The organism is Caldicellulosiruptor bescii DSM 6725, assembly GCF_000022325.1.
Taxonomy (GTDB): domain Bacteria; phylum Bacillota; class Thermoanaerobacteria; order Caldicellulosiruptorales; family Caldicellulosiruptoraceae; genus Caldicellulosiruptor; species Caldicellulosiruptor bescii.
Genome location: NC_012034.1, coordinates 113369 through 129153, shown reverse-complemented (window position 1 = coordinate 129153; position 15785 = coordinate 113369). Strand labels below are relative to the sequence as shown.

Below are 15785 nucleotides of genomic sequence, written 5' to 3'. Positions count from 1 at the left end.
CCCCTTCAAAATTAAATTCTGAGAAGGGGCAAATCAACCCCTTCCCAGAAATTAAAGTCAAATTTTTTGTCCAAAAACTCCAAAATTACTTCTTGCCATAAACCTGTTCTTTTGTGAACCAACCGCTCTGGATAAGTACCTTGTCAATGTTAGACTTATCAACTGCAACTGGTGTCAAAAGTATTGATGGTACATTTATCTTACCATTGTAAACCTTGCCGTTTACATCTTTGAGCTGAGAAACCTTCTTGCCTTTTGCAAGCTCAACTGCAACCTCAGCAGCTTTTTTAGCTAAAAGTCTTACATCTTTGAACACTGTCATTGTCTGTGTACCCTCAACAATTCTCTTAACAGCTGCAAGGTCTGCATCCTGACCTGTTACAACAACCTTACCAGCAAGCCCCTGTGCTTTGAGAGCCTGAATGATTCCGCCAGCTGTTCCATCGTTTGGTGCCAAGATTCCTTGAACGTTGTTCTTTGCTGCAGTAAGAGCATTTTCACAAAGTCTCAAAGCCTCTTCTGGTTTCCAGTCTTTTACTGGCTGGTCAAAGAGAACTTTTACTTTTCCGCTCTTTACAAGTGGCTGGATATACTTCATAGCACCTTGATAGAAGAGTGTTGCGTTGTTGTCTGTTGGAGCGCCTCTGAATACAAAGTAGTTGCCCTTTGGAACCTTTGATGTTAAGTATTTACCCTGAAGTTCACCAACTTTTATATTGTCAAATGAGATGTAAAGATCAACATTTGCGTTTTTAATTAATCTGTCGTATGAAATTACTGGTATTTTTGCCTTGTGAGCTTCTTCAATTATGGATGTGAAAACTTCTGCATTGTTTGGAACTATAACAAGAACATCTACACCCTGGCTAATTAAATTCTCACACTGTTCTTTTTGCTTTACATCGTCCATATTAGCAGCCTGAACTAAAACTTTTGCACCAAGCTTTTGAGCTGCTTTTACAAATTCATCTCTGTCTTTGTGCCATCTTTCCTCCTGCAAAGTAGCTAAGGACAACCCAATTTTGATTTGCTTTTTAGAAGATTTTGCGCTTGCATATTTTGGAACAACTGCATAGCCAATACCAACTATGAAGACAACCGCAACAAAAATGGCAACAATTCTTAATAGTGATTTTTTCATTACAATTAAACCTCCTTATCAAATTTTTTTGTTTGATTTGCAATATCATTTTAACAATAAACATTTTCAAATACACTATTATTTTTTGACGTGTTGGTGGAATTATTAAATTTTCATTACAAAACGAATAGCACTTTTTTGAAATCAAAAAATTACTATAGGGTGCTGTGTGTCAAAAATGCTATAATGGTTGTTGAGGGAGGAAAAACAAAGATGCGAAAAAGAATGCAAAATTTGAGCTTTAGATTGATAGCTTTTTTCAGCGCAATTATCTTTGTAGCCATTGCATTGTATGATATTTATAATATAAGATTTATAAATGTAACAGATAAAAAAACAAACTTTAGAAATTCAGTAAGAATAATGATGATACTACCTCAAAACCAGACATACTGGAACTGGTTTTTGGAAAAATATAAAGATATCTCTGAAAAGCAGGGAATTATAAGTGATATTGTATTTTATAACACCTCTGAAGAAGCATATAAATATTTGAAATTGGCAACTGTGACAAAACCAGATGCAATTGTTATGTGCAATATATATAATTCAAAAGAAATTGCTCAAATGTTGCCAATTATTAAAAGCAATAATATTTTTATTGTATCCCTATTTAATGATATGCTCTTTAGATACGAAGATGTTTTTGTAGGAATTGATTATTATTATAAAGGCAAGATAGCTGGAAAGATTATATATAAAGTTTTAAATGAAAAAAACAGTATACCTAAAGACTTAAGAATTGCAATTATCAATCCGTTATATACAACAATTGGCGGAACGCTTGAGGTAAAAGGGCTTACTGACTTTTTAAAATCCAAAGGTATAAAAGAAATTAGCATAAAAAACTTTAATTTTGAATACCCTGCATTCCCATCTGAGGAGGTTGCAAGACAGCTCATTTTAGAAGACAAACAGAAATTCAATGTAATTTATATTGGAAGTGAAACAGACACACTTACAATTGCTCAAAATATTATAACCTTTAATAAGCTTGACAAATTCATTGTAATTGGTGCTGGTACAAATGAAAAACTTCAAAAATATGTTAAAGAAAAGATAATCAATGGAATTATAAATGACAAAGGAGATTTGATTGCCCAAAAGCTTTGCGAGGCAATACTTAGCTGGAAAAAGTTTGGTCATGCATCTTCTCATATTTCAACAAATTTTAACGTTATCGAATAAAGGTGATTAAAAATGAAGTTTTTTTCTGTGCAGAGCAAGCTTCTTGCATTTTTCTTTATAATAATCTTGTCATTGCTTGCAATCGACATTTTAATCCAGTACAACAATAGTTACATTGTAAGTCTGGTAAACGAAACATTTGAAACAATAAATACAATCAATACAACCAAAGAAGAAATATCTTTGCTAAATTCTAATCTTCAAAGATATTTAATCTCTGGAGACTCTGATTCTATGCTCTCTGTCTATGGTTCTCTTAACGCAATTGACGAAAAACTAACAGCTCTTGAAAACAAAATTACAACAAAAGAAGAATATCTATACTATACAAACTTAATCACCATATTTGAACACCTTAGCAAGCTAACCGAACGACTTGTAATTTACAAGAAAGGAAATTTGCCACTTTCCAAAACTTATTCTGAATATCTTGATTTCTCAAAATTTTTAAATGTTTATCTTGAAAAATTTAGCGAACAGAAGATAAAATTCACAATGCAGATTCATCATAGATCACAAAAACAGTTAAATGACATAAGAAGAATCAATACACTGGTAATACTTATATGGACATTATTTGCCTCATTACTGAGCATAGTTTTCAGCAACAGTTTTACAACACCAATTATTAATCTCTCAAAGGTGGCAAATAAGATAGCACATGGTAACTTAGAAGCTCAGCTTCCACAATATTCTTCTAACGACGAAGTTGCAGTTTTGTACCAGTCTTTTTCTAACATGATTTCAAACATAAAAGATATGGTTAAAAAACTTGAGGAAAAAGCTGAAATTGAAAGAATGTATGCCCAACAAAAGATTGAAGCGATAAAATATAGGCAGGCATTGCAAGAAGCAGAGCTTAAGAACCTGCAAGCTCAGATAAACCCTCACTTTTTATTTAACACTTTAAACACAATTCTTCAGATAGCCATGTTTGAAAATGCAAAGCAGACATATGAAATTTTGCTCAGAACCTCAAGTTACTTAAGATACGTTGTTCATAATATAAACAGGACTGTAAGGTTAGAAGATGAAATAGAAAATGTCAATAATTACATGTATATATATCGCATGAGATTTGGTAACAAGATAACTCTTGAAATTGATGTTGAAGATGAGACAAAACTTTTACTTATGCCTTGCATGATACTTCAGCCACTTGTTGAAAATGCTATTGTGCATGGATTCAAAGAAAAAGAAAGCGGACTTATCAAGATTGTAGCACGCAAAGTTGAAGAAAACGCAGAGATTGTTGTGTGGGACAATGGAAGGGGCATCGAAGAAAAGATACTTGAAGACTTGAAAAACTTTTCATTTGAAGACAATAAAACAACTGGGATAGGGCTTAATAACATCGCAAAACGTCTTTCGTATTTTTACGGTGTTGAAAGACCTTTATATATAGAATCAAATGTTGAAGGTGGAACAAAAGTCATAATAAAAGTACCATTTATAACAGATTACTCAAAGCTTCCAAAAAATGAGGTGAATACTTTATGACGTATAAAGTTTTAATTGCTGACGATGAAAAAATAGTTGTGGATTCTATTAAATTTATACTTGAAAATAATCTGAATACAGATTTTGAAATTTCTATATTTACATCAGGTAGAGAAGCACTTGAAAACTTGCTTTTTTATTCTTACCATATAGCTTTTATAGACATTAAAATGCCAGACTTAGATGGACTTGAACTTATAGAAGAGTACAGAAAAATGAAAAATTCAGAGTTTCCAATTTTTATTATTGTTTCTGCATACGACAGGTTTGAGTTTGCCAAAAAAGCAATAAAGGAAAAGGCATTTGCATATATCCTAAAACCGTATTCAATAGAAGATATAATCTCAACTATGCACTCTGCAATAGCTCAAGTAGATAGCATTTTGGCAAGGACAAAAGAGAACATAGAAAAAAATGCACAGCTGATTGTGATGAGAAACTTGCTTGAAAACAGTTTTATACCTACCTTAATATTCAAAAATGCATTCGATATTGTTGATGTAAATCAATATGAAAAAATCTTTGGAATAAATCTTAAAAGCGGGTTTTTAATGGTTTTGACACTCAAAGACAAAAGTGATTTGGTCTCAAGCTTCAAAGAACTTGACAATATCCGAAAAGACATAAAAATCTCATTTGAACACAAAGCTTTAACATCAATTGGCATGGGTGAGTATCTTATTTGTTTTTTCCCGTCTCAATCACAGAAAGAAGCAGAGGTTTTGCAAGAAAAAATTCAAGAAATTCTAAAACAAAAACCTTACTGGAATAGTATCAAAATTGGATTTAGTGACCTTTATTACTTAGAAGAAGGATATGAAAATGCATTCTGGGAGGCATACTATTCAACCCTTGACTTGGAATTCCCAGAAGAAAATGAAGAAAATGAGCATCTCCTTCTATTGACAGAAAATTTAGAAGCAAAACTGATTCATTCTATCAACAACCCAACACAAATTCCAATGATAGAAAACTATATAACCCAGCTTTGCAAATTATACATTGAACTTTTTGGGGAAAATAACCTAAAATACAAAGTGATAAAACTTATTATAATGTTATTGCTTGAAACTGGAATAGCAACAAGCGATGAGTCTATTGATGTAGAAAAATTAATTTCGCAAATACTTAATTCTTCTTATGAACAGATTGTAGAAATATTTAAAAAAGCTGTGCTTTCACTTTTTAGCAAGGCAAAAACCAAGCATGAACAGATTATAAACAATGATTCGATTAACAAAGCAATAGAATTTATAAACCAAAACTACAGTGAGGAAATTACACTTTCACAGATAAGCTCAACTTTTAACTTTAACCCATATTATTTCAGTAAATTGTTTAAAAAATACACAGGTGTAAGTTTTAAGACATACCTTACAAAGCTTAGAATTCAAAAGGCTTGTCAGCTTCTGAAAAATACATCAAAGAGTATAAAGGAAATATCATTTGCTGTTGGTTTTTCTGACCCGAACTATTTTATCAAGGCTTTCAAAAAGTTCACTGGAATGACACCCTCTGCATTTAGAAGCTCATCAGTAGATATAAATTCAATATAATTTTAGAAGAGGGATGATGGGATGAAACATATTTATAAAAGTAAAAAAACATCAAAAAGAAGTAGAGCTAAAATTTTTTGGGTTATTTTTTTGTTGATTTTTGTTGTAGCAGGCATTGTGATTTTAATTGCACATATTCCTGATATTTCTAAAAATGAACAGAAGGTTTTTAAACCATCAAAAGTGAGAATTGGCTTTGCAATGGGTACACTAAAGGAGGAAAGATGGTTCAAAGACAGGGACATCTTGATTGCAAAAGCACATGAAAAAGGATATGAGGTTGAATGGGTCAACGCAAATGAGAACGATGTTGAACAAATAAATCAGGTGAAATATCTTTTGAGCAAAAATATAAATATTTTGATTATTGTTCCTAACAACTATGAAAAATGTAGCAGTGCAGTAAATCTTGCTAAAAAGAAAGGAATAAAAGTTATAAGTTATGACAGACTTGTGAAAAACAGTGACATAGATGTATATGTCTCTTTTAACAATTACAAAGTAGGAGAGCTTATGGCAAAATGGCTTTTGAAAAAAGTTCCCTATGGAAACTACGTCTTTCTACTTGGTGACCCAGGGGATTATAACGTTCAGATGATAAAGGAAGGCTATCACAAAGTATTAGATTCACTTATTCAGAAAAAACAAATCAATAGTCTTTTAGAAAAATACTGTTATAACTGGAGAAAGGAATATGCATATAATTATGTCAATAACCTTTTAGAAGAGGGAAAAAGAATTGATGCAGTTTTAGCTTCTAACGATTCACTTGCTGAGGGTGCGATTATGGCACTTTCGGAAAAGCGGCTTGCTGGCAGTGTACCTGTTACAGGCCAGGATGCAGACATCTCAGCATGTCAAAGGATTGTCAAGGGCACTCAGCTTATGACTGTCTATAAGCCCATCGATAAGCTTGTTGACCTCACGCTTGATATAGTTGACAGGCTAATAAAAGGCAAACTTCTAAAGCCTAATTACACTATTAATAATGGTTACAAAAACGTTCCAACTTTTTTTATTGACCCAATAGGTGTTGACAAAACCAATATTAATGATACTGTTATAAAAGACAATTTTCATACATGGGATGAGGTATATATAACAAAGTAGTGTGGTTTCTCATAAACTGGGGGAGAGGCATGTGAATAATGTAAAAATTTATATTGGCACATCTGGTTTTTCATATTCTCACTGGAGAGGTATATTTTATCCTGAAAAATTGCCAACATCTAAAATGTTTGAGTTTTATGCAATGCATTTTAGAACAACAGAAATTAATTCAAGTTTTTATAGGCTTCCTCAAGAAAAAACTGTCCTGAACTGGTTTAACTTTTCACAGGCTGACTTTGTTTTTTCCTTAAAAGCTCCCAGAACTATAACCCATATAAAAAGGTTTCTGGATGTTGAAGATGAGTGGAAAAAGTTTGAAGACAGAGTAAAATTGCTGAAAGAAAAGCTTGGAGCAATCTTGTTACAGTTACCACCAAGCTTTAAAGCTGATGAGGAAAATGTCAAAAGATTATTAAATTTCTTGGATGGCAAAGAAAATTTTAGATTTGCAATTGAATTTAGGCATAAAAGTTGGTTTGTAGATGATATATATGACATCTTAAGAAGCAAAAACATAGCATTTGTAATTGCGGATTCGAGTCGCTATCCAAAAGAAAAAATTATAACTGCTAATTTTGCATATATTCGATTTCATGGTCCAAAAGAAATGTTCTCTTCAAGTTATTCAGAAGATCAGCTTAAAAACTTTGCAATGGATATAAAGGTATATTCCGAGATCTGTGAAAAAATTTATGTATATTTTAATAACGATTTTAATGGCTACGCAGTAGAAAATGCCAAAAATTTAGTAAAGATTTTGGAAAATGTTTTATAAATAAAAGGCCTCCTGCAGGAAGCCTTTTATTTACCAGTATTCATGCCAGTATTGTAAAAATCTCACCAATGCCTCGAAAAAGAAATAATCACCCCATATTGTGTGTTCATCCACACCTTCATTTTTCGGTTTATTATAAACACCATGCAAAAGCAAACCGTCTGAGTCCAGGTCTTGAGATGCTAAGTACTTTGTTGATAACGAAAATACTATATTTTTTGCTGCATTTTCATAATACTCTCTGTACTCATCACAAAGTGGTAAAAACTTTAACATCTCTAATATCCCACATGCACAAATTGCTGCTGCAGAGCTGTCTCTTGGCTGCTCACCTTCTGTAAAAACTAAATCCCAATAAGGCACACAGTCTTCTGGCAATCTGTTAAGAAAATAATTCAAAAGTTTTTTCGCTATATCAATGAAAATCCAATCCCGTGTGTACTTATAACTCAACACAAATCCATATATCCCCCAAGCCTGTCCTCTTGCCCAGCAAGAACTATCTGAATATCCTTGATGAGTTGATCCGTACAAAGGCTTACCTGTTTCAACATCAAAATAGAAAGTATGAAAAGTTGAAGCATCTTTTTTTACTATATTTTCAGCAGTCATTTGTGCGTGCCTGCGAGCTATATCAAAAAACTTTTTATCCCCTGTTTGCGTGCTTGCCCAATACAAAAGCGGAAGGTTCATTAAACAATCTATTATTATCCTACCTTTTTGGCCAGGGTCATCCATTGCACCCCACGCCTGAATTACACCAGGTTTTTCCCAGTACCTTGTACAAAGCTGTCTTGCCGCTTCTATAGCAATGTCTTTTGCTCTTTCATCACCTGTTACCTTGTAGCCTGCAACACACGAAAGAGTATATAAAAATCCAAGATCGTGGGTGTCTATGTAGCTCTTACTTTTGAGTCTTTTTTCAAAGCTATCTAAATGTTTTTTTTCATATTTTTGTATTTCTTCTCGCCTTTGACTTGTTGATTATAAAATAAAAATGATATTGACATTTACATGAGATTTATAATGACCCAAACCTGTCTTTATCTTTGATTGCTGAAAAGTTTAATATAACTCCTCAGTATTTATCATCATTGTTTAAAGAAAAAACTGGTCAAAACCTAAGCGATTATATTACTCACCTGAGAATAGAAAAAGCTAAGCTATTGCTCACGCAAACCAACTATTCTGTAAATGAAATTGCTTTAAAAGTAGGATACATATACCCTAACAGTTTTATAAATGTCTTTAAGAAAAAGGTGGGACTTTCACCAACAAAGTACAGGACTCTTTATAGCTCTCAAAATTAAAGGCGGGCTTTTTCGCCCACCCATTTTATTTATATTTTACTTTTCCAGAACAATGGTCAATATAGACCTTGCTGGAGACTTTCCGCTGAATATTTTATCTCCAATGACAATACTAAACTCTATTTCCTCTGGGTTTTTATTAAACACAACCACTGCTAAAGTATCGTCCTGGCTCTTCGCTGCCAAAACTTCAAGTTTTGAACTACTACAGCTACTTTTGACTACTTTAGCTCCCGGCCTTATGAATTTAGAAAAATGCCCTATATAATAACATGCATTTTGATAGTAAATCTTTTTCTGGTCTTTATCAACTATTATTGGAGCGTCGCAAAAGTTTCCTACATGATTGGGGCCTCCAACTGTGTCAAGAACAATATTCCAATCCATAAATCCAATTGTGTAGTTATTAAAATCACCAATTATCTCATGAGCATACCTTTCTCCAAGCTCCCAAGAACCAAGCTTCACTCCACCTTCCTGACAACCTTCGGTAAACACCAAATTGACATCAGGAAATTCTTCTTTTATTTTTTTGAGCTGGTCAAAATGGTCTCCTCCATACCAGTGGAATGCAACTCCCCATACAAATTTTGCAGCTTCTTTGTCACTCAAAATTGTTTTTACCCTGTCATATATGATGTCTTTGTTGTGATCCCAAATGAGTATCTTTACATCCCCCAGTCCTTCTTCCGCAAGAGTCGGCCCCAAATAATACTTCACAAAATCTCTTTCTTCTTCAGCTGTGTATATGCACGACTCCCACACTTGAGTTGCCATAGGCTCATTTTGAACTGTCACAGCCCATATCTCAATTCCTTCTTCTTTATATGCTTTTATGAATTTGCAGAAAAATCTTGCCCATGTTTTTTTATACTCATCCTTTAGCTTTCCACCATGGCACATATCACCGTTTGTCTTCATCCATGCAGGCGGACTCCATGGCGAAACAAGAATTTTTAGGTCTTTGCAATACTCCTTTATCCTTTTTAAAAGAGGAATTACCATCTTTTTGTCTCGTTCAATGTTAAAGTGTTTTAGCTCTATGTCACCTTCAACATCATCACAGCTGTAGCTATCAACACAAAAATCACAGCTGTTCATGTGGATTCTACAAAGCTTATAGCCAAGCCCCTCTTTTGGGTCAAAGTACCCTCTTAAAATCTCTTCTTGCTGGTGTGGCAAAAGCGACAGTATATTTACCGCAGCAGCTTCAGTCAGTGCCCCACCAAAACCTATTACCTCTTGAAATGTAGTGGATGGCTCAATTGTTATAACAATACTACTTTCTATTTTTGTGCTTTCTTTTATATTGTCTACTTGCTGCATCGGAATGTCTTGATCTTTTGCTGTTACGTAACATGCAATTGTTTTGTGCATTTTTTAACTTTTCTCCTTTTGCTTTTCAAATATTTTTATATTTATTTTATCTGACTGCAATATTATATGTAAATACTCTAAATTTTAGGGAAGGTTTCTATTTTGGAGAATGGTAAATCTAAAGTAAGAATACACACAAAAAAACCAACTATATAGCCTTATATACAAGCTCTCCCCCAACATATACCTCTTTTACATTTAAATTCTCATCCATCAATACAAAATCTGCCCTAAAGCCTTCTTTTATCGTAGCGCACTCAAGTGAAAAAAGTTTTGATGGATTGTAAGTTGCTGCCATGAGAGCATCCTCTAATCTAATTCCGATTTTTACCAGGTTCTTCACTGCCTTATCAATCGTCAATGTGCTGCCAGCAATGGTACCATCTGCTAATTTACAAATTCCATTTTCAACTTTTACTCTTAGGCTTCCTAAACTATATTCACCATCACTAAGTTCTGTTGCAGCAATAGAATCACTGATTAGTATAATGTTCTCTGCACCTTTCAGCTTGTATGTAAGTTTTATAATCTCAGGTGATAGGTGAATAAGGTCGCAAATTAGCTCCACTTTTATATCGCTCAAAAGCGCATAAGTTGTAATAGAATTCTGTCTGTGATGTAGCTGTGGCATTGCGTTAAAAAGGTGAACAATATTTTTTGCACCAAGAAGGTGTGCTTTTGCTGCCTGTTCAAAACTGCTTTCTGTGTGCCCAAGAGAGATATTGATTCCATGTTCGATTGCCTTTGAAATAAACTCATTGGGATTGTCAAGTAGTTCTGGAGCAAGCACAATATCAACAATTTTTTCTTCACAATTAGAAATTAATTCATCTAATTTCTCAACTGTCGGCTTTTGCAAAAATCTCTCATCATGCGCACCTTTTTTGGCAGGGTTTATAAATGGCCCCTCTAAGAATATCCCGGGGATGTTTAGCTTAAAATTTGGGTCTTTCTTTGCCTCTTTGATAGCTTTTGCAAGCTTATATATGTTTTCAAACGGAGCTGATACAATTGTTGGCAGAACAGTTGTAACACCATGTTTAAAATAGTAGTTTTGGATTGTTTTTAAATCATCTGCCGTTACCTCAAAAAAATCAACTCCACCAATACCATGTGTGTGTTTGTCAACAAATCCAGGTGATAAAATAAAATCTCTTCTGTCTATAATCTCATCTTTTCCAGTATCAATTCCATTTTGCGTTCCCAGAATTATTCCATCTTCTACAACCAAGACATTGTCTTTGATAAAAGAATATTCATTAAAAATTTTTTTGACCAAGATGTATTTTCTCATGATTGAAAATACCTCAAAATATTGTTTTATTTTCTTTTTTACAAACTTAATTCGATTTTTTTAAATCATATGTCAAAGTATTTTTAGTACTGAGAATGATTATTTCGTTATAGGTGATATATTCTTATTATTTCATTTATTATATCTTTGTTTATATATGCACCGCTATTGCTTCGATATTCATCTATTAACTCTTTTAATTCTTTTTTGCTAATTATTCCCTTCTCAAAAGCAGCACATAAAATACCCAACGTGCCAGTCGAGTTTATTCCATACTTTTTACAGATTTTTCGTACTGGTTTATCATTTGAAACACAAATAATTTTTTGGAGTGCTATTGAAATTACGAGTCTATCATAAATTGAAAGAGCTTTGAACTTTTTTAGCTCTTTAAAAAAACTATATCCCTCTTCTGTTTCAAGATTTGCAATATCATATCCTAAATCCTTGAGTTTTTAACCTTCTCTCTCATCCATCATCCACTTCTTTGCGCTTTCTCTTGCTTCTTCAACACTAACCCCAAGAAGTTCTGCCACCTTGTTAATTCCTATCTGTTCCTTCATAAAAAGCATCCTTACTATCTTCTCATGTGCAGTATTTTTTTTGAAGTAAGGCATTGGATCAGGTTCTTTTTTAGTGTAACCTTTCATGTTCAAGTATTTCAGCCATTTTTGATATTCTTTATCACTGATATATTCATAGTCGTTCAAAACATGCAAAAGAGCTTTTAAACTTACTCGCAAATCTTTTTTGATGTATATGAGATCATTCCATGATAATTGACTTTTGAGTAAGACGGAATACTTAGCAAGACTTTTCCGCGGAATCAAAAAATATCCTGCAAATTTGTCAGCAATTTTTTCGTAAATATTCCTGCGAGTAGACTGTAGAATAACTTGTCTGTATTGGTTTCTGTCAAATAAAATGTGAGCATACTCATGAACAATACTAAATATCTTTCTCTCTTCTGGAATGTTCTCATCATCGTTAATAACTATAAAACAACCCTTTTGGTCATGCAAAGCAGACACTCCAAACATGTCTGGCATATCAAATTTTTCAAAAATTATTCTTATTCCCTTATTTTCAAAACATTCAGTAATTTCCTCTCCTCTGCTTTCACCAATGTTTAACCATTCTCTTTCTTCTAGTACTATCTGTTCTATTTGAAGTTTTATCTCCTTTGGTATCTGCTTTTCCTTAGAATCTATTTTGAGATTATACTGCTGTGGAAGATAGGAAATCTTTTCACCAGCAAGTTCATAAATCTCATACACCCTGTTTATCAAATCACAGATTTTGTACTGAACGGTTGAGATAGATTCTTTATTTAAAACATGAGCCCTGAATAAAAAGCCATTTCTTCATGTTTGTTTTCAAGAAAATAATCTAAAGGCTTTCCAAAAAATTCAGCTATTTTGAAAAGCTTCTCGCTATCAATAATTACTTCACCTTCAAGGTATTTAGTCATAGTCTGCCTGGTAACTCCAATTAAATCCGCAAGTTGCTTTATCTTTACATTCTGTTTTTTCATCAAAGCGTGTATGTTATTCCCAATTACCTTTGCTAATGACATATTAACTCACTCTCATCAATTTTTTGTTACAAATATTTTACACTATTTGAACTATCTTTGCAATAAAAATGTTAATTTTATTTAACATTTTTATTGTTGTTTCCATTGAAAGAAAAAATTTGCATATTGCTTAAATATGTAAACTGCATTATAGATTTGTATTCTCTCATATGAATTACCCGTATTTGATATGCATAAATCTTAAAGCATCACGTTCTTATCAAGTAGTTTTTCAAATACACACAATACCAATTGACATATTTAAATTTTTCTTGTATATTTATGAACTATGAAAAGCTTTTAAAAGATTATAATAATTTGAAAACCGAAAATCAGAAGCTAAAAAACGACATAGCCCTACTTAAAAAGAAAAATGAGGAGTTGCAAAAGAAAATATCATCTATGCCTCAACTATCCTATTATGATGTTTTAATTAACGGAATTAGTACTGCTCAAAAAGTACCCTTTATAAGCTATGGTGGAAGAAGATATGTCCACTTTGATTCTATACTCAAAACTTTCTTGAACGTTGGAGATATGGGCTATATCTTCAATGATCAAGCAAAAAGAGTAGAAATAGGGGCTTTTGTGAAAAATAAAAATGGGGTGTGGTTGAGTGATTTAGAATATTTCAATAAAGAAGGGAGTTACTATAATTTTGGCTTTAATGCAACTGATGTTGTTATAAATGGAAAAAAGTTTTATAAGAATATATGGTGGAACTATTGGGCTGATACCGCTCAGAAATTCAGACTAAATTATAAGCTACACGGTAAATATACAAAATTACAATTCAAATATGGCGTATCTGATTTTTCTGGAAAAGGCTCAAAAGGTGCAGTAAGAATTTATGGTGATAATGAACTTCTTGGTGAGTATACTTGTGAGCTTTATGATGACCCAAAATCAGCAACTGTGAACATAACCGGTGTTAATTATTTGACTGTAGAATTTGAAAGTTTTCCAAATGGCGAGGGTAAAATTTATATGAATATTTGTGACCCACTTCTTATTCCATAAATCATATACAATTTCAGCGATATTATTAAGTACTGCAAATTAAGGGTAATGTTAATCTTGAGTAATTCCCTCTATTGTTAAAACACCATTTTATAACAAAAACCTCCTTCTTGAATATTCATGCTTGTATCCTAATTATCACCAAGAAGGAGGTTCTTTTTTTAATGTTCAATTGTTATTTCTTTTTCCTTCCTCTAATTTTCTCCAAACCTCTTTTGGAATTTCATCTATCATAGGAACTTCCTCAAGCTTGTCAATTCTGTTGATTTCTTTATTAAGTTCATTTAAGGTTATATTAAAAAATCTTTTTTTATACCTTTCATCGTACCACCAACATGCAGGATATATTGTGCCTTAGTGTAAAATATTTATAGGACATTGGATGGAAAAAAGCTCCCTCCTCTTGGTAGAAGAGAAAAAATGAAGTAGAATATAATGATGAAAAAATAAAAAAAGAAAAAGGAAAAACAAACCAAAGGAGGGAGCAAAATGACTGAAAATATTGTATCAAAAATAGAAGAACTTTTAAAGACTTTTGAGGAAGGATTAGAGAAGATAGTGAAAAGGGAGAAGGATTTAGCGGAATATTCAATTGAACTTAAGAAGCAGTTAGACCTGATAGGCAAGGAGATGATAAAGGAAGCATGTGAACTTATAGATGAATCATTGAAAGAAAACGAAGAGAGGAAGAAGAGGTATGAAGTTGTGAGGAGAGACAAGAGGGGTTTAAAGACAATATTTGGTGATATTGAATATGAGAGAACATATTACAAAGATAAGGAAGGCAAAGGATATGTTTATTTAGTTGATATAGTTTTAGGGATAGAGAGATATCAAAGGATAGACAATGCGGTAAAGGGAGCGATAATAGAGAGAGTAGTAGACATGTCATATGAGAAGGCAGCAAAGGAAGTATTAGGGGAGGATAGGATTAGTAGACAAAGTGTAATGAATATTTTGAAAGGGATAGATAGTAAAGAATTAGATGAAATCCAGCATAGCAAGAGTGTAAAAGGAGAGAAGAAAGTTGTAAAAGAGCTTTATATCGAGGCGGATGAAGACCATATTTCATTACAGAATGGGAAGAAAGAGATAGCGAAGCTTGCTTACATAAATACGGGATATAAGGAAGAGAAGGGCGTTGTTATTAGGAAGGAATTAAAGGATTTGCATTATTTTAGCAGTGTAAAAGAGGATGCAGATGATTTTTGGGCAAAAGTGGGTAAGTATATTGAAGAGAATTTTGAAGTTGAGAAGATAGAAAACATATATCTTTTAGGAGATGGAGCTAATTGGATAAAGAAGGGATTAGAGTGGATAGATGGAGCGGAATTTGTATTAGATAAGTTTCACTTAACGAAGGAGATAATGAAAATAGCAGGAGGGGATAGAAAATTATTTAATGAGATTTTGAAAGCATTAAGAGAGAAGGATAGAGAGGGATTTGAGGCATTAGTAAAAGAAAAGATGGAGGAGGTAAAAGAAGATGAGTTAGCTAAGAGGAGGATAAAGAAGGGAAGGAGATACATACTTTCGCACTGGGATAATATAGTATTAGAAGCAGCGAATGTTAATATAAAGGGATGTAGTGCAGAAGGGCATGTAAGTCATGTATTAGCAGAGAGGATGAGTTCAAGACCAAGAGGATGGAGCGAAGATATAGCGGAGACCATGGTAAAGTTATTGAGTTTAAAATATAATGGTTTTGAACTTATGAATGTATATTTAGAGAAGATAAAAGCCAAGAAGTCAGAAAGGCAAGAAGTTAAAGAAATAGCAAAAGGAATTATAAAGAACGGGAAAAGAGTACGAAAAGGTACGGAAAAGTGGAATAATATACCAGTTATAGCAAATGGTAAAGTTAACCAGTTACGAAGAGCATTAAAGTCTTTGATTAGTTGTAGCTTCTATAATGCAGGTATATTCTGATAAAAATTT

15 protein-coding genes are annotated in these 15785 nt (G+C 32.9%); 8 read left to right on the top strand and 7 right to left on the bottom strand.

What is annotated here, in order from left to right:
* Nucleotides 1–85: 85 nt before the first annotated feature.
* Nucleotides 86–1141, bottom strand: coding sequence for a D-xylose ABC transporter substrate-binding protein (gene xylF / locus ATHE_RS00515; RefSeq protein ID WP_015906742.1), 1056 nt, complete (start codon nucleotides 1139–1141; stop codon nucleotides 86–88).
* Nucleotides 1142–1354: 213 nt separating this feature from the next.
* Between xylF and ATHE_RS00510 the strand changes: the two genes are divergently transcribed.
* The 5 genes from ATHE_RS00510 to ATHE_RS00490 are packed head-to-tail and all read left to right on the top strand — an operon-like array spanning nucleotide 1355 to nucleotide 7270.
* On the top strand, nucleotides 1355–2329 hold the full coding sequence (locus ATHE_RS00510) for a sugar ABC transporter substrate-binding protein (RefSeq protein WP_015906741.1): 975 nt from the start codon (nucleotides 1355–1357) through the stop codon (nucleotides 2327–2329).
* A 12-nt stretch (nucleotides 2330–2341) separates the two neighbouring features.
* Complete coding sequence (locus ATHE_RS00505) at nucleotides 2342–3829, top strand: sensor histidine kinase (protein WP_015906740.1); 1488 nt, start codon at nucleotides 2342–2344, stop codon at nucleotides 3827–3829.
* Complete coding sequence (locus tag ATHE_RS00500; RefSeq protein WP_015906739.1) at nucleotides 3826–5385, top strand: helix-turn-helix domain-containing protein; 1560 nt, start codon at nucleotides 3826–3828, stop codon at nucleotides 5383–5385. The genes ATHE_RS00505 and ATHE_RS00500 overlap by 4 nt, the downstream gene beginning before the upstream one ends.
* 21 nt (nucleotides 5386–5406) lie before the next feature.
* Complete coding sequence (locus tag ATHE_RS00495; RefSeq protein WP_015906738.1) at nucleotides 5407–6495, top strand: sugar ABC transporter substrate-binding protein; 1089 nt, start codon at nucleotides 5407–5409, stop codon at nucleotides 6493–6495.
* Between the two features lie 31 nt (nucleotides 6496–6526).
* Nucleotides 6527–7270, top strand: coding sequence for a DUF72 domain-containing protein (locus ATHE_RS00490; RefSeq protein WP_015906737.1), 744 nt, complete (start codon nucleotides 6527–6529; stop codon nucleotides 7268–7270).
* A 30-nt stretch (nucleotides 7271–7300) separates the two neighbouring features.
* Here the strand turns inward: ATHE_RS00490 and ATHE_RS00485 are convergent, their stop codons facing one another.
* Entirely contained in the window at nucleotides 7301–8230 is a 930-nt protein-coding gene (locus tag ATHE_RS00485) for a glycoside hydrolase family 88 protein (protein WP_079503994.1), read from the bottom strand.
* Nucleotides 8231–8319: 89 nt separating this feature from the next.
* Between ATHE_RS00485 and ATHE_RS00480 the strand changes: the two genes are divergently transcribed.
* On the top strand, nucleotides 8320–8580 hold the full coding sequence (locus ATHE_RS00480; protein WP_049760220.1) for a helix-turn-helix domain-containing protein: 261 nt from the start codon (nucleotides 8320–8322) through the stop codon (nucleotides 8578–8580).
* 36 nt (nucleotides 8581–8616) lie between these two features.
* Here ATHE_RS00480 and ATHE_RS00475 read toward each other — a convergent pair whose 3' ends face one another.
* The 5 genes from ATHE_RS00475 to ATHE_RS14875 all read right to left on the bottom strand — a co-directional run bounded on the left by ATHE_RS00475 (nucleotide 8617) and on the right by ATHE_RS14875 (nucleotide 12827).
* A complete protein-coding gene (locus ATHE_RS00475; protein WP_015906736.1) occupies nucleotides 8617–9957 on the bottom strand; it encodes a glycoside hydrolase family 30 protein in 1341 nt (446 codons plus the stop codon).
* A 148-nt stretch (nucleotides 9958–10105) separates the two neighbouring features.
* On the bottom strand, nucleotides 10106–11251 hold the full coding sequence (nagA, locus tag ATHE_RS00470) for an N-acetylglucosamine-6-phosphate deacetylase (protein ID WP_015906735.1): 1146 nt from the start codon (nucleotides 11249–11251) through the stop codon (nucleotides 10106–10108).
* Between the two features lie 107 nt (nucleotides 11252–11358).
* Nucleotides 11359–11502 (bottom strand): DUF3368 domain-containing protein, encoded by a 144-nt coding sequence (locus ATHE_RS15315; protein WP_157678144.1) that lies wholly within the window; start codon nucleotides 11500–11502, stop codon nucleotides 11359–11361.
* Between the two features lie 204 nt (nucleotides 11503–11706).
* Nucleotides 11707–12540 carry an ImmA/IrrE family metallo-endopeptidase gene (locus ATHE_RS00465; RefSeq protein WP_231503213.1) on the bottom strand — a complete coding sequence of 278 codons (834 nt, stop codon included), beginning with the start codon at nucleotides 12538–12540 and terminating at the stop codon, nucleotides 11707–11709.
* Between the two features lie 41 nt (nucleotides 12541–12581).
* Nucleotides 12582–12827, bottom strand: coding sequence for a helix-turn-helix domain-containing protein (locus tag ATHE_RS14875; RefSeq protein WP_015906733.1), 246 nt, complete (start codon nucleotides 12825–12827; stop codon nucleotides 12582–12584).
* A 282-nt stretch (nucleotides 12828–13109) separates the two neighbouring features.
* On the opposite strand from ATHE_RS14875, the gene ATHE_RS00460 reads away from it, so the two are divergent.
* The gene (locus tag ATHE_RS00460; RefSeq protein WP_015906732.1) at nucleotides 13110–13847 is read left to right on the top strand and encodes an NPCBM/NEW2 domain-containing protein; all 738 of its coding nucleotides are present in this window, start codon (nucleotides 13110–13112) and stop codon (nucleotides 13845–13847) included.
* A gap of 489 nt (nucleotides 13848–14336) precedes the next feature.
* Nucleotides 14337–15776 carry an ISLre2-like element ISCbe4 family transposase gene (locus tag ATHE_RS00455; protein ID WP_015906731.1) on the top strand — a complete coding sequence of 480 codons (1440 nt, stop codon included), beginning with the start codon at nucleotides 14337–14339 and terminating at the stop codon, nucleotides 15774–15776.
* Nucleotides 15777–15785: the final 9 nt, after the last annotated feature.